The following is an 18,349-nucleotide window of genomic DNA, read 5'->3' as shown; positions in this document are numbered from 1 at the left end:
GAGTGGCGAACAGGCCTGTACACAAAGGCCGATCGGCCTGTTGCCCCCGTCGCCCGCGTCCCCTCTTGGCCTCTCTCGGCCTCTCTTGGCGCTCCCCCGTCCTGACGCCCCGGCCCGCGGCGGGAAGGACGGCGCCGTCAGACGTCTCCGCTCACCGTCACCGTCACGCGCACCCGCGCCACCTCCGGCAGCGCGGCACGCACGGCCCGCGTCACCGAGGCGCGGACGGCGCGCGTGACATCGACGGCCCGGTGGCCCCGGTGCACGACCACGAACACCTCCACGCTCAGGCCGTCCCCGGCTCCCCGCTGGCCCGCGCCCCGGACGCGGATGGCGGAAGCCGCCCCACAAGCCGCGTCGGGCGCCGGCCGAGAGGCCGTGGCCACGGCACGCAGGCGCCCGGCCAGGCCGGGGCGGAGGAAGGCGACGCCGGGGGTGGCGCGGACCGCGTCCGCGAGGGCGCCGATGAGCCGGTGGCTGTCCTGCGCCGCCCCGCCTGCCGCTCCTTCTGTCAGCACCGTCGTTCTCCGTTCCTGTGCGCGTCGTCGTCCGTCACGTCGTCGGTCACGTCGTCGGTCACGTCGGCGATCAGGTCGGTGATCACCACGTCGACCGCTCCCAGCCGCAGGCCCAGGGCGTCGTCCGCCGCCCGCGCGATCCGCTGCCGTACGCGGTCCGCCACCTTCGGAAGCTCCCAGAAGCCGGCCACCGCCACCTCGATCCGGACCGTGACCGGCGTGCGCGGCGGCCCGTGCCGGGCATCCGCCGCCCTGGCCGTGGCCGCGTCCGTGGCCGTATCCGCGTCCGGTTCGCCGGGCGCCACCCGGCAGCTGCCCGCCCGCACCCCCGGCAGCGACTCGGCGGCCTCCCGGAACCTGCGGGCGGCGGCGGCCTCCACGATCCACGCGTCCTCGTCGGCCTCGCCCAGGGGCAGGGTGCGGCCGGGCCGCAGTTCGAGCCGCACCACGTCCATGATCCGGGCGCTGAGCGCGACGGTGTCCCCCGGCCGTGCGGACCACTGCGCGTCACGGGCGTGCGCCACGACGCCCTGAAGTTCGCGGAAGCCGTCGAGCGCCGACGCGCAGTAAGCGCAGGCCCGGGCGTGCGCGTCCGGCGCTCCTGACTCCGCTCCCGCAGCTCCCTCCTCCGTTCCCTCCTCCGCGGCCTCCCCCGCTCCCTCCTCCGCGGCCTCCCAGACCTCGGCCAGGGACCGTCCGCAGGGCAGCAGTTCGTCGTCGGGGCCGCTGCCGTCGTACGGCGTCCGCGTCCCCTCGCCCGTGCCGGGCGCGCCGTTCTCGTTCACCGCCATGCCGCCATCGTCTCCATCAGGTGACGCCGCGCCCGGAACACCCGGCCGCGTGCCGCTCCGGGGCTGATGCCGACGGCCTCCGCCACCGCCTCGTACTCCATCCCGTCCAGTTCCCGGAGCACCCAGCACACCCGCTGCTCGGCCGAGAGCCCTTCCATCGCCTTCGTCAGATCGGCGACCGCGGCGTGTCCCTCGACGACACGCGCGGGCGAGACCTGGTGCTCGGGCGCGGCGAGCTCGGGCGCCGCGTCCAGGGCGGTGACGGGCCGTCTGGCCCGCAGGACGTTGAGGCACCGGTTGGTGACGATGCGGTGCGTCCAGGTGCTGAAGCGGGCGTCGCGGCGGAACTCCGGCAGTCTGCGCCAGGCACTCACGAACGATTCCTGCACCGCGTCCTCCGCTTCGGTCGGGCTGCCGAGCAACCGAGTGGCAAGCCGCAGCAGCCGGGGGCCGTGGCGCAGCACCAGTGTCTCGAACGCGTCCTCGTCGCCCTCCGCGGCTCGCACCGCGAGCAACGCGTCGTCGTGGCCCGCGGAAGCGTCGGCTTCCCTCGGCGTCCCGCCCTCGTCCCCGGGCACACAGGGCTCCTTTCCGCTGTTCCTGCTCATACGACCCGTGTCGGCCCCTCCGCGTTACGCGGCGGAGGTGACGGATACCCATTCCGCCGGAGAAGTCCTTCCGGATGCGTAACACCGGGTCTCGTTCCCGTGTCGAACCGGAAGAGCACCCCGAACATCCCGACGGGCGTCCCGAACGGACGCACTGTGAGACGAGGAGATGTCCATGGCAATCCAGGAACCGGCCACGCAGGCGAAGGCGCCCGTGAGCACGGAGAAGGCCACGGGCGACAGGGCTCGCAACGCCCCCGGCGCCACCACGCTCAGCGGCCGGACCGGCGCCGACGAGCCCGCGGCGACGCGCGGCAAGACGTCCATCGCCGATGTCGTCGTGGTCAAGATCGCGGGCATGGCCGCACGCGAGATCCCGGGCGTGTACGACATGGGCGGCGGCCTCTCCCGCGCCATCGGCGCCGTCCGCGACCGCGTCCCCGGCGGCCGCTCCAACGTCGGCCGCGGCGTCAAGGTCGAGGTCGGCGAACGCCAGACCGCCATCGACCTCGACATCGTCGTCGACTACGGCGTACCGATCACCGACGTCGCCCACGACGTGCGCGAGAACGTCATCGCCGCCGTGGAGCGCATCACCGGCCTGGAGGTCGTCGAGGTCAACGTCGCCGTCAACGACGTGCACCTGCCCGACGACGACACGGGGGACGGCGAGTCGACCCGCGTCGAGTGACCCCACGCGCGGCGCGGACCCGCCTCCGCGCCGCGCCCCACCGCGCCCGTCCCCTCTTTCTTCTCTTTCTTCTCTTTCTTCTTCATCTTTTTTCTTCTGCTGCTTTCCCCTGTGGCTTCCCCTGACGTGAGGTGAGTGGTGAGTACAGCTCTGACCGGCCTGTTCGTAGGCATGGCCCTGGGATTCGCCGGCTGGTTCGGCGGCTTCGGCGCCTTCCTGCTCGTCGCCGCCCTTGGCGCGGTCGGCTTCGTGGCCGGGCGCCTTGTGGACGACGGCGTCGGCCTGGCCGAGTTCCTCGGTGGCCGCCACCGGGAGCGCCGATGAGCGCGCCTGTGGCGCCGGTGCCCGACGGGACGCGGCCGCGTACGCCCGCCGCGCGGCGCGGCACCACCACGGTCGCCGACCGGGCCGTGCGCCGCGTCGCGGAGCGCGCCGCGACGGAGGCTCCGGTGCCGGGGGCAGTGCGGGTCAGCGGGGGCGCGGCGGCGGTGCGGGGGCGCTCCGCCCGCGTGGGCGTCACCGTCGCCCTGCCGTACCCGGTCGTACTGGACGACACCGCCCGCGCGGTGCAGCGGCACGTGACCGCGCGGACCGCCGAACTGACCGGCCTGGACGTGCCGTTGGCCGAGGTGCGGGTGCGCGGACTGACCCGGCGGCCGCCCGGAAGCGACACCGCGCCCCACCCGCCCGGCACGTGGGAGTCCACCCCCACCGCCGCGCGCCGCGCCGGACGGCCGTGGTCCCAGCGCCGTCTCCCGGTCGCGCTCCTCGCGCTGGCCGCGGCCGCCGGGTGCGCGGTGGCGCTGTACGACGTGGTGGCCGTGCGCGCGGCCGGGCAGCCCCCGGCGGCCTGGCGGGTGCGTCTCGTCGACTGGCTGGCGGCGCACGGCCCGGACGGCGGTACCGCGACCGCGCTCGCCGCCTGCGCGGTGTCCGCGCTCGGGGTGTGGCTGATCGTCCTCGCGGTCACCCCCGGCCGCCGGGGGTGGCTGCCGATGGCTTCCCCCGACAGCGGCACGCGGGCCGCCGTCGAACGCCGCGCGGTCGCGGCCCTGGTGCGGGACGCGGTCACCGAGGTGCCGACGGTCCGCCGGGCCGCCGTGCGCGTCGGCCGCCGCAGCGCCCGGGTGCGCGCCGAGCACGACTTCGGCGACCGGCACGACACGCGGGAGGCGGTGCGGCAGGCGGCGACGGAGGCGCTGGACGCGTGCGGCCTCGCGGGCCGCCTCCGGCCGCGGGTACGCCTGCGGTCGGGTCCGGAGGTCTGGGAAGCCGAGGCGGCCGGGGCGGGCGCACCGGAGTCCCCTGCCCTGGACACAGGTGCCGTCCCGGAGGCCGACGCGACCGCCGAGGTGCCGCGATGAGCCGGGTGCGCGGGGGGACGAACCGGGCGGCGCTCCTCGCCCTCGGCGTCCTGGCCGTGGGCGGGGGCGCGGTCCTCGCGACCACGACCGGGCCGGTGCGCCGTCGGCTCCCGGACGCCTGGCCGCGCCTCGCCACCGACCGGGTCTGGCTGGACGTGTCGGACCTCGACCGGTGGCGGGACCAGGCCTGGTGGCCCGCCGCCGTGATCGCCGCCCTCTGCCTGGGGACCCTGCTCCTGCTGGCCTGGGCGGCCTACGAGATCCGGTCGGGCAGGCTGCGGCGGCTCCCCCTGGGGCACGCCGCCGTCACCCTCTCCGGTTCGGCCCTGGCGGCGGCCATGGCCGAGCGGGCCCGGTCCGTCCCCGGGGTGGAGCGCGCCCAGGTCCGCCTCCTGGGCCGTCCGCGACGCCTGCGGGTCCTCCTCACGGTGGCTCTGGCGCCCGGCGCGGCACCGGCGGCCACCCTCACGCGGCTCACCCACGCCGCCGTCGACGAGGCCCGTGCGGCTGTGGCGCCGCGCACCCTGGACGCGGAGGTCCGGCTGACGACCCGCTCCCGGCCACCCCGCCGCCCGAGATCCGTACCACTGAGGCGGCGCGTGGCACCGTCCGAGCAGCCGCCGCGGACGTTGCGATGAGCGATTTTCGGCCTCTCGCGCGCAAGGGGGTCCCGTCGCCGCGATGAGGGACGACCATGGGCTCCTCATCGCGGCGGATCGCTGTCGATCGCTGTTGTTCGCTGGGATTGCTGGGATTGCTGTGTCCAACGGGGGTGTGATGCAGACCGATGACCTTGCCACGGTGGCCGTCGGAGTGCTCGCGGCGGTCGTGACGGGAACGGCGACCGGCGTCGGCGAACAGGCGGGCGCCGCGGTCGTCCAGGTCGTACGGGAACGGCTGGGGACATCGCAGCGCGGTCGGCTCGCGCTGGCCGGGCTCGACGCCGACGGCACCGATCCGGCGGCGCGCCGCGAGGCCGAGGAGGTGCTCCGGGAGGAGGTCGCGGCCGACCCCCGACTGGGCCACACCCTCACGTACCACCTGAACGCGCCCACGACGCAGGCCACCGGCAGCGTCCTGATCACGGGAAGTCAGGTCTCCCGGGCCCAGATCTCCGTGGGGCCCATGACCGTCAACAAGCCGTCCACGCCCGGCGGAATCATGGCCTGGGCGGTGACGGGCCTCGCCCTGGCCGCCCTCCTCTCCTACGGCGGGGTGCGGGTCTTCACCACGGACGACTCCCCCGGCGGTGGCGGCGGGAGCGGCCCGGTGGCGCGGGCGCTGAGCGTGGCCGAGACCAAGGAGGTCGTACCGGCGGCGGGGGACCTGCCCACGGGCTGGGCGCCGGAGGGTGAGCGCGGCGCGGGCACCGGGGACCTGGGCAAGTGTCACCAAGGGGGCGGCTCCTACGACTCCATGGAGGTCAGAGGCCTTGACGCCGAGTTCCGCGTGCGCGCCTGCCCGAACGCGCGCGTCGCGGCGCAGGTGTACGAGACAGCGCTCGACTGGGGCCCGAACGGCAGGCCCACCACGATCTCGATGCCGAGGTTCGGCGAAGAGAGCCGTGCCGTGATCTACACGGATCCGGATATGGACGAGGACAACGTGATCGTGAAGGCACGGGTGGGGACGGTCCTCATCGATCTGCGGTACGGGCCGGTGGACGACCAGCCGGACTACGCGACGAAGGCCGCCGAACTGATGCGCAGCGCCAGCGACCTGGCACGTCGGGTCCAAGCGCGGGGCTGAGCGCGAGGCTAGTGCGGGGCTGAGCCGCGCCGCTCGATCACACCGCCCAGTCACGGCACCCGATCACACCGCCCAGTCACGGCACCCGATCACACCGCCCGGTCACGGCACCCGGCGCAGTGCCTCACGCTGTGCCGTGGTGAGCCGCTCGGCCCGTGCCACGACGGTGTGCCTCCCGTCGTCGCCGCTGCGCAGTGCGAGCGGGTCGGCGATGTCCGGGTGGAGCGCGGCGTCGCGCAGGGCCGCCGCCACCCGGTCCGGTGACCAGCCGAGCGCGGCCGCCAACTGCCCGGCGCTCAGGGGCGTTCCGGCGTGGACGAGCGCGGCGAGCAGCGTCAGGGCGTCGGCGAAGGCGTCCGCCGTGGAGCCGCCCGCCATGTCGTCGCTGAGGCTCGTGAAGAACCGCCCCATGGCGGCGAGGCGGGCGCCCGCGGCCGTGTCAGGGCCGAGGACCTCGACTCCCGCCTGGACGGTGTCGGCCACCATCGCGTGCGTACGGGCACTGGTCAGCCAGGTGCGCAGCCAGACGTCGTCGTCGATGACGTAGCGCTCGCGCCGCCCGGCGGGCACGCGCTCGCGCCGCACCACATCCAGCCGCTCCAAGTACTGCACGGCCTTGGAGACCGACGCGGGACTCACCCGCAGCCGGGCGACCAGTTCGGCGGCCGTCAGCGCGCCGGAGTCGGTCGTGACGATGCCCGCGAGGACACGGGCCGCCATTCTCGGCACACCGGTGTGCGCCATCAGTTCGGCGAACCGCGCGAGGAACGAGTGCACCGCCTCGGCGTCACGCCCCGGCCCGGCGTCGGGCGCCGCCCCGCGCGCGGCGGCCGTGGCCGTCCTGCGGGCGCGGCGGGCGGTGGCGTGCTGGGCGTGGTCCGCGCGATAGCCGCACGGTCCGCCGTTGCGGGCCACTTCCCTGCTGATGGTCGACGTCGGCCGGGCGAGCCGCCGGGCGATCTCCGCGTACCCGAGCCCGTCGGCGAGCCCGGCCGCGACCCGCCGCCGGTCCTCATGGCTCAGCCTGCCTCCGGGCATCGCCCCCGCCTTCCGCTCACCTGTCCTCACCGCTGGCGCGGCCAGTATGCGTTGACGGTCATCTCATTGCAACGACAGAGAGGGAGGTATTGCGTTTACGGACAACTCCATTGCACCGAAAGGCAATAACTCCCTAGAAATCCGGCCGCACAATGAACGCTCCTCATTGACCACCCCATAAACGCAACGTAGCTTTCGCGGCGCATGAACAGCCTGAACCTCCTGAACGCCTGAACCCCCTAACTCTCGAACTCCCATTCCCGAACTCCACGGTGGACCCATGACGACCATCAGCGCGGCCGACGTCGTCCTCGACGTCGACGGGCTCCGCATGCGCTACGGCACGACCGACGTACTGCACGACGTGTCCTTCCGCGCCCGGCACGGCGAAGTCCTCGCCCTGCTCGGGCCGAACGGCGCGGGCAAGACGACCACGATCGAGATCCTGGAGGGCTTCCGGACGCGCTCGGCGGGCCGGGTCCGGGTGCTCGGCGCCGACCCGGCGCACGGCGACGAGCGCTGGCGCGCCCGCCTCGGCGTCGTCCTGCAGTCGTGGCGCGACCACGGCAAGTGGCGCGTGCGCGAACTGCTCGAACACCTCGGCGCGCACTACGCCCCGTACGCCACCGACGCCGTCCCCCGGCCCTGGGACACCGTCGGCCTCCTCGACGCCGTCGGCCTCACCGCGCGGGCCGACCTCAAGATCAAGGCGCTGTCCGGCGGCCAGCGGCGCCGCCTCGACGTGGCCATCGGTCTCGTCGGCCGCCCCGAGCTGCTCTTCCTCGACGAGCCGACCGCAGGGCTCGACCCCAAGGCCCGCTACGAGTTCCACGACCTGGTCCAGCGCCTCGCCGCCGACCACCGCACCACCATCCTGCTCACCACGCACGACCTCGCCGAGGCCGACAAGCTCGCCGACCGCATCCTGATCCTGTCCGGCGGCCGCATCGTCGCGGACGGCACCGCGGACGAGCTCGCGCGCCGCATCGTGGGCGCGGACGAGGTGCGCTGGACGCGCGGCGGACGGCGGTACACGCACTCGACCACCGCCTCCACGGCGTTCGTACGGGAGTTGCTCGACGAGCACGGCGAGGCGATCGACGAACTGGAGGTGCGCCGGGCCTCCCTGGAGGACACGTACCTGGAGCTGGTGCGACAGCGGGAGGCGGCGGCCCGGTGAACTCCCCCTACCCGCCCTGCCTTTCAGGCCGCACGCGGCCGGCCGTCACGGCGCTGCGCGCCGGGGCGAGCCGCGGTGCGATCGAGCTGCGCCAGTCGTTCACCAACGGCCCTGACCTCGTGTCCCACCTGCTGTGGCCGTCCCTCATGGTGATCGCCCTGTTCTTCCTGCGGGACAGGGAGTTCGGGGCCACCGGACTCGCGCTCGGCACGCTGGCGCTGCCCAGCATGCTCGGCATGAACGCCGCCATGGGCATGGTCACCATGAGCCAGCTGCTCACCGCCGAGCGCGAGGACGGCACGCTGCTGCGCGCCAAGGCGACGCCCCACGGCATGCGCAGCTATCTGACCGGCAAGGTCGTCTCCGTGGCCGGTGGTCTGCTCGCCGACCTCACGATCCTGCTGGTGCCCGGCCTGTTCCTCATCGAAGGGCTTGTGGCCGATCGCGCGGGATCGTGGCTGACGCTGGCCTGGGTCCTCGTCCTCGGCATGGCGGCGACCCTGCCGCTGGGCGCGGTCCTGGGCTCGCTCTTCCCGAGCGCCCGCGCCCAGGGCCTCGTCCAGCTGCCGGTCATGGGCCTGATCGCCGTCTCGGGCATCTTCTACCCGCTGGCGTCGCTGCCCGGCTGGCTCCAGGCCGTCGCCCAGTGCTCCCCGATCTACTGGCTCGGCCTCGGCATGCGCTCGGCGCTGCTGCCCGACGCGGCGGCCGAGGTGGAGCTCGGCGACTCCTGGCGGCAGTGGGAGACCGCCGGTGTCCTCGGCGCGTGGGCGCTGCTCGGGCTGCTCGTGGCCCCGGTCGTGCTGCGCCGCATGGCGCGCCGCGAGTCGGGGTCGAGCGTGGCGGAGCGCCGCGAGAGGGCACTGCGGCGCATCGGCTGACCGCCGCCGCCCGGGGCGGGTGCCGCCCGCCCCTCGTACGAGGGACTTCACGCATCCACCCGCCCCGGCCTGGGCAGCCATGACGCGCTTCGGCCCCTCACCAGAAAGGCACTCCATGCACCGACGCCTGACCGCGGTCCTGCTCGGCTCGCTCGCCCTCACCGGGGCGCTCGCCGCCCCGGCCGCCGCCGCCCCCGCCGCCCCCGCGCCGCGCATCGCCCCGGCGAACCCCGTACCGCTCCTGCCCGCGCCCGAGTCGCTGATCACCGAAGGCATCTCCATCGAAGGCCCCTTGATCAACAACCTCGGGCTGCCGAAGCTCCTCTGACACCCCCCGCCACGGGCCGGTACGAAGATCCCGAACGCGGAGCGACAGGCGCACCTCGGCCGTCGCTCCGCGTTCTTTTACGTGGGTCGCGGGCCCACCACCCGCCTCAGATGCCCGGTGCCGGGCTTCCCGCTGCCATGTGACCCACCCGGAGTAAAGAAGGCGCGCCGTGTAGTCCTATATTCATACAAAGCATCCGTGCGCGGCCCCGCTGCGATGAACACCGGGGAGGACCGCAGTGGTTGAGACCGAGCGCACCACCTACGCGCGGACGGAGTCCCGCGCCGCCCGCAAGGCCCGCGAGAGGGCGCGGCAGCGCAGGCGCCTGGGCATCGGTGCGGCCGTGCTGGCCCTGGGCGGGGCGGCCGCCGCGTACGTCCTCACCCTCGGCGACGACGACCCCGGACGGCGCGGCGAGGCCCGGCACGCGGCACCCGCGCACGATGCCGCCGAGGGGGGCGCCGCGAAGCGCGCCAAGGACGACGAGGAGAAGTGGGACGGCAAGGTCCGGGTCCTCGGCGACGGCTCCACCTCCTACACCGGACCGCAGCCCGGGCAGTCCAAGCCCAAGAAGCTCAAACCCGGCGAGAAGCCACCGCAGTTCGTGGTCTTCTCCTGGGACGGCGCGCTGGAGGGCGACGACCACCGCTTCTCCCACTTCCGCCGGGTGGCCAAGGAGAGCAAGGCCCATATGACCTTCTTCCTCACCGGCATCTACCTGCTGCCGGAGAGCAAGAAGTCCCTCTACCGCCCGCCGCAGCACGGCCCGGGGGCGGCCGCCATCTCGTACCCGACCGTCCCCCACATCCAGACCACGCTCGGGCAGCTGCGCGGCGCCTGGAAGGACGGCCACGAGATCGGTTCGCACTTCAACGGACACTTCTGCGGCCCCAAGGGCGGCGGGGACTGGAGCCCCAAGGAGTGGCGGAGCGAGATCGACCAGACGTATGGGTTCATCAAGAAGTGGAAGACCAACACCGGCTTCGCCCAGGAGGCGCCGCTGCCGTTCGACCCGGACCGGGAAGTGGTCGGTGGGCGCGCGCCCTGCCTGGAGGGACAGAAGAACCTCCTGACCGCGATCAAGCCGCTCGGCTGGCGCTATGACGCGAGCTCCTCGGGAGACTTCCAGATATGGCCGTCCAAGAAGGACGGAATATGGAACTTCCCCCTGCAACTCCTCCCCTTGCAGGGCAAAGAGGTGCAAGTCCTCTCCATGGACTTCAACTTCCTCTACCACCAGTCCGGTGACAAGACTCAGGGCGACCCGGAGAAGTTCGCGGCCTGGGAGGAACAGGTCCGCACCTCGTACCTGAACGGCTTCAACCGGGTCTACAACGGCAGCCGGGCGCCGATGTTCATCGGCAACCACTTCGAGGACTGGAACGGGGGCATCTACATGGACGCCGTCGAGGACGTGATGCGGGACGTGTGCCCGCGCCGGGGCGTGCGGTGCGTGTCGTTCCGGGAGCTCGCGGACTGGCTCGACGTCCAGGACCCGAAGGTCCTGGCCCGGCTGCGCATGCTCGACCCCGCGCAGGCACCGACCTGGAAGTCCCTCGTCCGCTGACCGGGGCCGGGCCGCCGTCCGCCGCCTCGCGGCGGGCGGCCCCGCCTACCGCAGCGCCTTGACGTAGTCGGCCCACAAGTCGGCCGCCCGCGCGCTGCCGGGGGTGCGGCGGGCGTCGCCGCCGAGCCCGGTCAGCGACAGCGGCACCAGATCGGTCAGCGACATGCGGTAGACGACCACGGCGGTGGTCTCCGCCTCGGTTCCCCCCACGAACCAGCCCGCCTTGTTCCCTGCGGTCGTCCCGGTCTTGCCCACGGCGCCCGGGTGCGCCGCGCCGACCGCCGCGCCCGACCCCCCGGTCATGGTGGCCCGCAGGGCGTCCATGACCGCTCCAGCGGCCCGCCGCGACATCGCCCGGACGGGCTTCGGCCGCGTGAGCGGCACCTCCGCGCCGGCGCGGGTGACCGAGGTCACCGAGTACGGGTCGGTGTGCGTGCCTTGGGCGGCGAAGGTCTGATACGCCCCGGCCATCCGGATGGCGCTGGGCGTCGAGTTCTCCCCGAGCGCGAAGGTGGGGATCCGCTCCCCGAGGCTGGCTTCGAGCAGCCCCGCGCGCAGGGCGTACGACTCCACCCGGTCGAGCCCGACGTCGAGGCCGAGCTGCAGCATGGGGGTGTTGACGGAGTCCGCGACGGCCCGCCGCAGGCTCACCCGGCCCCAGTCGCGGCCCCCGTCGTTGCGGCCCTTGACCACTTTGCCGCTGCGGTCCCAGTACGGCCCCTCCGGCGTCCGCACGGCGATCCGGTCGTCGCCGTCGTAGACGCTGCCGGGCGAGACGGGGACGCGGGCCGCGCCACGGGTGCGCTGCACGCCTTCGTCGAGCGCGGCGGCGTAGACGAACGGGGTGAACGCCGAACCGACGGGGATGGTCGTCGCGTTCGCCTGGTTGAACCCCTGCTTCAGATAGTCGGCGCCGCCGTACATGGCGAGCAGGCGTCCGTCCGGGGCGACGGACGCGGCGCCGATCCTGGCGTGCTTGTCGGTGCGGGGCCGCCGCTCGGCGTCGAAGTCCTTCTCGGCCTTGTGGACGGCGGCGGTGAGGGCCTTGGTGCGGGCCCGGTCGAAGGTCGTGTGGATCTGGTAGCCGCCGAGGTCGTAGTCGGCTTCCTTGATGTGCCCGGCCTTGAGCGCGTGCCGCTTCGCCAGCTCCACCAGGTAGCCGGTCTGCGCGCCCGGAATGCCACCGGTGCCGGGCCCCGTGGGCTCGGGGAACTTCGTGTACGTGGCGCGCTCCGCGCGCGTCAGGTGGCCGGTCTCGACCATGCGGTCCAGGATCCACCGCCAGCGTTCGACGGCCCGCTGGTGGTTCGCCTCGCTGACGGCGGGGTCATAGAGCCCGGCCCCCTTGAGGAGCGCCGCCAGGAAGGCGCCTTCGCTGGCGTTGAGCTGGGAGACGTCCTTGCGGTAGTACGCGTGCGAGGCGCGCTGGATGCCGTAGGTGCCGCGCCCGAACCAGCTGGTGTTGAGGTAGTCCCGCAGGATCTCCTTCTTGCTCGTCCGGTTGTCCAGTTTCACGGCGAGCAGGAGCTCGGTGAACTTCCGGGAGAGGGTGCGGTCCTGGCTGAGATAGACGTTCTTCACGTACTGCTGCGTGATGGTGGACCCGCCCTGGGTCTCCCCGCCGGTCACCGCGGCGCGCACGGCCCGCAGGACGCCGGACGGCGAGACCCCGGCGTCCGAGTAGAAGCTGGCGTTCTCGGCCGCGAGGACGGCTCCCTGGACCTTCCGCGGCACCTTGTCCAGCGGGATCTCCTGCCGGATGACCCAGCCGGTCCTGGCCATGACGGTGCCGTCGGACCAGTAGTACACGTTGTCCTGTTGTGTGGCGAACGAGTTGAGGTCATCCGGTATGTCCGTGGTGGCGTAGGCGATCGCGACGAAGCCGGCCAGGCCGAAGACCACGTACAGACCGGCGCACAGCCACTGGCGCCACGAGGGCACCCACCGCCGCCAACCGCTGCGGCCAGGACGGGGGTACGCGGGACGCAGCCACCGCAGTCGCCGCAGCCGCCCACGGGCCGCGCCCGCGCCGGATATGCCACCGCCGGACCGTGCCCGGCGCCGCCCCCCGGGCTTCCTGCGCCGCCCCGTCGGTCCACTCCGGCCACGGCCCCCCAACGCCGCCCGTCGGCCCCCCGGTCTGTCTGCCGCGGCCGCACTGCGCCCACCCACCCCGCATGCCTCCTCTGCCACCTTTTGCGCACACCCTAAAGGCACGGGAAGCGGGACAGGCCGGGAGGTGGGGCCGGTGCCCGGCGGCCCGCGGAGCCCCCGCGGAACTTTCGCGGAACGAACAGCTCAACAAGGGCGCGGAGTTGTGCGACTATTCCGTCCCCCGGCCATGATCGGCCGGGCGACAAAAGAGGAAACCGAGTGATATCCAAGAGATACAGACCCGCGGTCATCGCCGGTCTGACCACGGCCGTGCTGTCCGGCTCCACGCTCGCGTACTCCGCGCACGCGGGTACCCCCCACGGCAAGCCCCGCGAGGCCGACCGCGCGACGGTCGCCGCCTTCGCCCGCATCGCCGAGGACGTCCTTTCCCGGCGCGCCCAGACCCTGGTCGAGGGGCACGCCGCCCCGCGCGACGGCGCTTCCACGCCGCGCATGTCCGACCGGCTCAAAAAGGACGAGGACACCGCCCTCCGGACCCTGAGGTCACGCAAGTCCAGGCTGCTGGCGCTCGGCGAGGCCTACACGGACGCGGCCACCCGCGTCGTCGTGGACCGCGCCACGATCTCCAAGGGGACGGCGACCGTCCAGGTCACCGCGGAGTCGACGCTCACGTACAAGAAGCTCCGCGGCGACGAACCCAAGTCCACCGCCTTCTCGACGCGCCAGGAGCTCAAGCTCACGAACGGGAAGGGCGGCGCCTGGGAGCTCACCTCGATCACCTCGCGGGACAGCGGCCCCGTCGCGGTGGGCGAACCGGCCGCGGCCCGGACGGCGACCGTCAAGGACGACGGCAAGCAGTACCCGGACGGCACGCCCGCCTCGACGAAGTACCCCACCAGGCCGACGCCGAGGAAGTCCGGCGGCGCCTACGACTACTCCGCCATGGCGCGGTACGCGGAGAAGTACTGGCGCAATTACAACCCGGCGTACGGGCGTTTCAACGGGGCGGGCGGCGACTGCACCAACTTCCTCAGCCAGGCCCTCAGGGCGGGCGGCTGGAAGAACGTTCCCGGCTCCGCCTCCGACTACCGGAACTGGTGGCACGACGGCACACGCCAGAGCGCCTCCTGGATCGGCACCAACGAATGGTCCTGGTTCACGCTGTCCAACCGGCGGGCCCCGAACCTGGCGAACGTCTACCAACTGGACGTCGGCGACGTCCTCCAGGCGGACTTCGACAAGAACGGCTCCAAGGACCACTCCATGCTGGTGACCTACCGCGACAGCCGGGGCATGCCGTACCTCACGTACCACTCCAACGACACCTACCGAAGGTCGCTCGCGAGCGTCATCGCGTCGCACCCCACGGCGCGTTACTTCGCCTACCGCACCTGACGGCGCCGCGGGCCCTCTCCCTCCGGCGGACCACCGGCCGGAGGGAGAGGGCCTCCGGCACCGCCCGCGACACGGCCATGAGCAGGCATCCGCACGCGTGACCCGCGCTGCCACAAGGTCGATACTGGCGTCGACAGCGGTCCCAGCCGTCTCGCCATCGGTGACCCGGAGAACCTGACGAGCCGTCACCGAAGCTTTCAGGGGCGGACCTGCCCATCTCTCCAGGAGGCACCCGTGAAGATGCTCATCAACGTGGCGGAGACCGTGGTCGCGGACGCGCTCCGGGGGATGGCCACCGCCCACCCGGAGCTGACCGTGGACGTCGACAACCGGGTGATCGTCCGCGCGGACGCGCCGGTGGCGGGCAAGGTCGCCCTGGTCTCCGGTGGCGGTTCGGGGCACGAGCCGCTGCACGGCGGGTTCGTGGGGCCGGGGATGCTGTCGGCCGCGTGTCCTGGTGAGGTGTTCACCTCGCCCGTGCCGGACCAGATCGTGCGGGCGGCGGCCGCGGTGGACAGCGGCGCGGGCGTGCTGTTCGTCGTGAAGAACTACACCGGTGACGTCCTCAACTTCGACATGGCCGCCGAACTCGCCGAGGACGAGGGCATCCAGGTCGCCAAGGTGCTCGTCAACGACGACGTGGCGGTCACCGACAGCCTCTACACCGCGGGCCGCCGCGGCACCGGGGCGACGCTCTTCGTGGAGAAACTCGCGGGCGCGGCCGCCGAGGCGGGCCTGCCGCTGGAGCGCGTCGAGGCGATCGCCCGGCGCGTCAACGACAACTCCCGCAGCTTCGGCGTCGCCCTGAGCGCCTGCTCCACGCCCGCGAAGGGCTCCCCCACGTTCGACCTGCCCGCCGGTGAGCTGGAGTTGGGCGTCGGCATCCACGGCGAGCCGGGGCGTGAGCGGCGCGCGATGATGACCTCCCGCGAGATCGCCGACTTCGCCGTGGACGCGATCCTCACGGACCTCGATCCGCGCGACCCGGTCCTCGTCCTCGTCAACGGCATGGGCGCGACGCCGCTCCTGGAGCTGTACGGATTCAACGCGGAGGTGCAGCGCGTCCTCGGCGAACGCGGCGTGCCCGTGGCCCGCACCCTCGTCGGCGACTACGTGACCTCCCTGGACATGGCGGGCGCCTCGGTGACGCTGTGTCAGATCGACGAGGAGCTGCTGCGCCTGTGGGACGCCCCGGTCCGCACGCCCGCCCTGCGCTGGGGCATGTGACCCGGCCGTTCCGCCCCCGCGGGTCACGCTCAGGCACAGAACCACCCCGACGCAAGGAGATCCCGTGCTCAACGCCGAATTCTTCCGCCGCTGGCTGACGGCCGCCGCCGCGGCCGTGGACCGCGAGGCGGACCGGCTCACCGAGTTGGACTCGCCCATCGGCGACGCCGACCACGGCAGCAACCTCCAGCGCGGCTTCACCGCCGTGGCCGCCACGCTGGAGGAGGAGGCCCCGGACACCCCGGGCGCGGTCCTCACGCTCGCGGGACGGCGGTTGATCTCCACCGTCGGCGGCGCGTCCGGACCGCTGTACGGCACGCTGCTGCGCCGCACGGGCAAGGCGCTCGGCGACGCGCCCGAGGTCAGCGAGGCCGAGTTCGCCGAGGCGCTGCGGGCCGGGGTCGCGGCGGTCGCCACGCTCGGCGGGTCCGCGCCCGGCGACAAGACCATGCTCGACGCGCTCGTGCCCGCGGTCGACGCGCTGTCCACGTCGTTCGCGGCGGCCCGTGAAGCGGCCCTCCAAGGCGCCCTCGCGACGACCCCGTTGCGGGCCCGCAAGGGCAGGGCGAGCTATCTGGGCGAGCGCAGCGTCGGCCACCAGGACCCCGGGGCGGCGTCATCGGCCCTGCTGTTCGAGGCGCTGGCCGACACGGCCGAGGAGTCCGCGTGAGTGGCGCCGCCCCGCGCGTGGGCATCGTGCTGGTCTCGCACAGCGGCCCGGTCGCGGAGTCAGTGGCGGTCCTCGCCCAGGGCCTCGCGGGCGGCGGCTCGGCCCCCGTGGCGGCGGCGGGCGGCACCGAGGACGGCGGCCTCGGCACCAGCTCCGGCCTCATCGCGGCCGCCGCCCACCGCGTCGACCAGGGGGCGGGCGTCGCCGTCCTCGCGGACCTGGGCAGCGCCGTCCTCACCGTCAAGGCGCTCATCGCCGAGGGCGACGAACTCCCCGAAGGCGCCCGCCTGGTGGACGCCCCGTTCGTGGAGGGCGCCGTCGCCGCGGTCGTGACGGCGTCGGCGGGCGCCGACCTCACCGCCGTGGCCGCGGCGGCGCGGGAGGCGTACGACTACCGGAAGGTGTGAGCCCGTGCGCGTCGCCGCCACGCGGCGCGGGCCCGGCACCCGGGGAACGTCGCGGACGCGTCACGGGTCCGCGGCCGCAGCGGCCCGCGCCTTCCGCGTGCCCCTCGCGGTCACTACCGTGCCGAGCGACGAGTTCCGGGGCCACCGGGTCCCGGCGGCACCAGAAGGCGGGACATCATGTCCGTGACCGATGAGTACCTGGCCAACAACCACCTCTACACCGAGTCGTTCACCGGCCCTCTCCCCCTGCCGCCGTCCCGGCACCTGGCCGTCGTGGCGTGCATGGACGCGCGGTTGAACGTGTACGCGATCCTGGGGCTCAAGGAGGGCGAGGCCCATGTCATCCGCAACGGGGGCGGAGCCGTCACCGACGACGCGATCAGGTCCCTCGCCATCAGCCAACGCCTGCTGGGCACGCGGGAGATCATCCTGATCCACCACACCGACTGCGGCATGCTCACCTTCACCGACGACGGCTTCAAGCGGCAGATCGAGCGGGAGACCGGCATCCGCCCGCCGTGGGCCGCGGAGGCCTTCGAGGACCTGGAGGACGACGTGCGCCAGTCCGTGCGGCGGATCACCGCCAACCCGTTCGTGCCGCACACCGACCGCGTCCGCGGCTTCGTCTTCGACGTCGCGACGGGCCGTCTCCACGAGGTGAAGTAGGCGGCGGGACACCCGGCGGCCGGGCGCGGCCGCCGGGTGTCCGCGCCGCCGGGAGTGCCATCGGCGGCGTGTCGTGCGTGCGCGTGTCTTGATGTGACCCCGCCACCACTGCCACATTGGTCCGGACCAATTTCCGTTCAGTGGAAGGCACAGCCGTGCGACGGACCCCCCACACGCGCCCGCTCCCCACGCGCCCGATGGCCGCCTCTCTCACCGTCACCGCCGCCTGCCTCCTGAGCTCCTGCGCCTGGGGCGGCGGGGAGAGCGCGGGCTCGCAGCCGCCGCAGCCGCCGCGCGGGGTCACCGCGCAGGCGGGCAGCGCCACGTCCGTGCACGTCATGTGGAACAGGGCGGCGGGCGGCCCCGAGCTCAGCGGGTACGACGTCTACCGGGACGCCACCCGCGTCAAGCGCGTCCCCGCCGACCAGCACATGGTCGACGTCACCGGCCTCAAGCCGTCCGTCACGTACACCTTCACCGTCCGCGCCCGCGACGACGACGGGAACGTCAGCCCGGACAGCAAGCGCCTGACGGTCACCACGCCCGCCGCGGTCACCGCCGACGGCAAGGCGCCCTCGCGCCCGCGCACGCTGCGCGCCAAGGCCGAGGGCGGGCACGCGGCGACGCTGTCCTGGGGCACGGCCAAGGACAACCGCGGCGTGGCCTCGTACGAGATCTACCAAGGCGGCTCGAAGATCCACAGTGTGGGCGGCGGCGTCACCGGCACGCTGATCTCGGGGCTGCGGCCGGGCACCACGTACACCTTCACGGTCAAGGCGCGCGACGCCGCCGACAACTTCTCCGCCGCGAGCCCCGCCGCGCGCGTCACCACCGCCGCCGGGAACGACAGCGGCCGCGGCACCGCCCCCGCGGACTTCCGCGCGAGCACGCACCGCAAGGACGGGGCCCACTACGTCGACCTGTCCTGGCAGCCGCCGGGCACCGGCGGCGCGGTGACGGAGTATCAGATCCGGCTCGACGGCCGCAGCACCACCTCGCTGGTCTTCGGCGGCACGGTCCCCAAGGGCCGCTCCAAGCACAGCTTCTACGTGGGCCGGGAGTCCGGCGTCACGCACCGCGTGAAGCTGCGCGCGAAGCTGCCCGACGGCACGTGGGGCGGCTACTCGGCGGAGCGCGCGGTCACCACGCGCTGA

Annotated in this window: 20 protein-coding genes; 15 read left to right on the top strand and 5 right to left on the bottom strand. The window is 73.6% G+C overall.

Annotated elements, in window-relative coordinates; all coding sequences use genetic code 11:
- Positions 1-137 precede the first annotated feature (137 nt).
- From AC07A4_RS33775 to AC07A4_RS33765, 3 genes are read right to left on the bottom strand one after another with little or no spacing between them, the layout of a single operon-like run.
- Positions 138-518, bottom strand: coding sequence for an Asp23/Gls24 family envelope stress response protein (locus AC07A4_RS33775; protein ID WP_478606209.1), 381 nt, complete (start codon positions 516-518; stop codon positions 138-140).
- Entirely contained in the window at positions 512-1,309 is a 798-nt protein-coding gene (locus tag AC07A4_RS33770; protein WP_478606207.1) for a hypothetical protein, read from the bottom strand. The genes AC07A4_RS33775 and AC07A4_RS33770 overlap by 7 nt, the downstream gene beginning before the upstream one ends.
- A complete protein-coding gene (locus tag AC07A4_RS33765; RefSeq protein ID WP_478606205.1) occupies positions 1,300-1,887 on the bottom strand; it encodes an RNA polymerase sigma factor in 588 nt (195 codons plus the stop codon). The genes AC07A4_RS33770 and AC07A4_RS33765 overlap by 10 nt, the downstream gene beginning before the upstream one ends.
- A gap of 205 nt (positions 1,888-2,092) precedes the next feature.
- On the opposite strand from AC07A4_RS33765, the gene AC07A4_RS33760 reads away from it, so the two are divergent.
- The 5 genes from AC07A4_RS33760 to AC07A4_RS33740 all read left to right on the top strand — a co-directional run bounded on the left by AC07A4_RS33760 (position 2,093) and on the right by AC07A4_RS33740 (position 5,721).
- A complete protein-coding gene (locus AC07A4_RS33760; protein ID WP_478606202.1) occupies positions 2,093-2,608 on the top strand; it encodes an Asp23/Gls24 family envelope stress response protein in 516 nt (171 codons plus the stop codon).
- Between the two features lie 138 nt (positions 2,609-2,746).
- The gene (locus AC07A4_RS33755; RefSeq protein WP_478606200.1) at positions 2,747-2,932 is read left to right on the top strand and encodes a hypothetical protein; all 186 of its coding nucleotides are present in this window, start codon (positions 2,747-2,749) and stop codon (positions 2,930-2,932) included.
- The gene (locus AC07A4_RS33750) at positions 2,929-3,972 is read left to right on the top strand and encodes a DUF6286 domain-containing protein (RefSeq protein ID WP_478606198.1); all 1,044 of its coding nucleotides are present in this window, start codon (positions 2,929-2,931) and stop codon (positions 3,970-3,972) included. Before AC07A4_RS33755 ends, AC07A4_RS33750 begins: the two co-directional genes overlap by 4 nt.
- Entirely contained in the window at positions 3,969-4,610 is a 642-nt protein-coding gene (locus tag AC07A4_RS33745) for a hypothetical protein (protein WP_478606195.1), read from the top strand. The genes AC07A4_RS33750 and AC07A4_RS33745 overlap by 4 nt, the downstream gene beginning before the upstream one ends.
- A gap of 139 nt (positions 4,611-4,749) precedes the next feature.
- On the top strand, positions 4,750-5,721 hold the full coding sequence (locus AC07A4_RS33740; protein WP_478606193.1) for a hypothetical protein: 972 nt from the start codon (positions 4,750-4,752) through the stop codon (positions 5,719-5,721).
- Positions 5,722-5,823: 102 nt separating this feature from the next.
- Here the strand turns inward: AC07A4_RS33740 and AC07A4_RS33735 are convergent, their stop codons facing one another.
- The gene (locus tag AC07A4_RS33735; protein ID WP_478606191.1) at positions 5,824-6,759 is read right to left on the bottom strand and encodes a GbsR/MarR family transcriptional regulator; all 936 of its coding nucleotides are present in this window, start codon (positions 6,757-6,759) and stop codon (positions 5,824-5,826) included.
- Between the two features lie 280 nt (positions 6,760-7,039).
- On the opposite strand from AC07A4_RS33735, the gene AC07A4_RS33730 reads away from it, so the two are divergent.
- The 4 genes from AC07A4_RS33730 to AC07A4_RS33715 all read left to right on the top strand — a co-directional run bounded on the left by AC07A4_RS33730 (position 7,040) and on the right by AC07A4_RS33715 (position 10,715).
- Positions 7,040-7,939, top strand: a complete 900-nt coding sequence (locus AC07A4_RS33730; protein ID WP_478606189.1) for an ABC transporter ATP-binding protein — start codon at positions 7,040-7,042, stop codon at positions 7,937-7,939.
- Positions 7,936-8,820: an ABC transporter permease gene (locus AC07A4_RS33725; protein WP_478606187.1), complete on the top strand. Its 885-nt coding sequence runs from the start codon at positions 7,936-7,938 to the stop codon at positions 8,818-8,820. The genes AC07A4_RS33730 and AC07A4_RS33725 overlap by 4 nt, the downstream gene beginning before the upstream one ends.
- A gap of 115 nt (positions 8,821-8,935) precedes the next feature.
- A complete protein-coding gene (locus AC07A4_RS33720; RefSeq protein WP_478606185.1) occupies positions 8,936-9,148 on the top strand; it encodes a hypothetical protein in 213 nt (70 codons plus the stop codon).
- A 325-nt stretch (positions 9,149-9,473) separates the two neighbouring features.
- Positions 9,474-10,715: a polysaccharide deacetylase family protein gene (locus AC07A4_RS33715; RefSeq protein ID WP_478606270.1), complete on the top strand. Its 1,242-nt coding sequence runs from the start codon at positions 9,474-9,476 to the stop codon at positions 10,713-10,715.
- A 45-nt stretch (positions 10,716-10,760) separates the two neighbouring features.
- Here the strand turns inward: AC07A4_RS33715 and AC07A4_RS33710 are convergent, their stop codons facing one another.
- Entirely contained in the window at positions 10,761-12,656 is a 1,896-nt protein-coding gene (locus tag AC07A4_RS33710) for a transglycosylase domain-containing protein (protein WP_478606183.1), read from the bottom strand.
- 432 nt (positions 12,657-13,088) lie between these two features.
- Here AC07A4_RS33710 and AC07A4_RS33705 point away from each other — a divergent pair, with 432 nt between their 5' ends.
- The 6 genes from AC07A4_RS33705 to AC07A4_RS33680 all read left to right on the top strand — a co-directional run bounded on the left by AC07A4_RS33705 (position 13,089) and on the right by AC07A4_RS33680 (position 18,349).
- Complete coding sequence (locus AC07A4_RS33705) at positions 13,089-14,225, top strand: amidase domain-containing protein (RefSeq protein WP_478606181.1); 1,137 nt, start codon at positions 13,089-13,091, stop codon at positions 14,223-14,225.
- Between the two features lie 234 nt (positions 14,226-14,459).
- Positions 14,460-15,452 (top strand): dihydroxyacetone kinase subunit DhaK, encoded by a 993-nt coding sequence (dhaK, locus tag AC07A4_RS33700; protein ID WP_478606178.1) that lies wholly within the window; start codon positions 14,460-14,462, stop codon positions 15,450-15,452.
- A gap of 64 nt (positions 15,453-15,516) precedes the next feature.
- Complete coding sequence (gene dhaL, locus AC07A4_RS33695; protein WP_478606175.1) at positions 15,517-16,122, top strand: dihydroxyacetone kinase subunit DhaL; 606 nt, start codon at positions 15,517-15,519, stop codon at positions 16,120-16,122.
- Positions 16,119-16,529 (top strand): PTS-dependent dihydroxyacetone kinase phosphotransferase subunit DhaM, encoded by a 411-nt coding sequence (locus AC07A4_RS33690; protein WP_478606174.1) that lies wholly within the window; start codon positions 16,119-16,121, stop codon positions 16,527-16,529. Before dhaL ends, AC07A4_RS33690 begins: the two co-directional genes overlap by 4 nt.
- Positions 16,530-16,706: 177 nt before the next feature.
- On the top strand, positions 16,707-17,195 hold the full coding sequence (locus AC07A4_RS33685; RefSeq protein WP_478606172.1) for a beta-class carbonic anhydrase: 489 nt from the start codon (positions 16,707-16,709) through the stop codon (positions 17,193-17,195).
- Between the two features lie 197 nt (positions 17,196-17,392).
- Positions 17,393-18,349 carry a fibronectin type III domain-containing protein gene (locus AC07A4_RS33680; RefSeq protein WP_478606169.1) on the top strand — a complete coding sequence of 319 codons (957 nt, stop codon included), beginning with the start codon at positions 17,393-17,395 and terminating at the stop codon, positions 18,347-18,349.

The sequence above is a fragment of the Streptomyces sp. NPDC043996 genome, from assembly GCF_056435225.1.
This window is presented reverse-complemented; position numbering and strand designations above follow the sequence as displayed.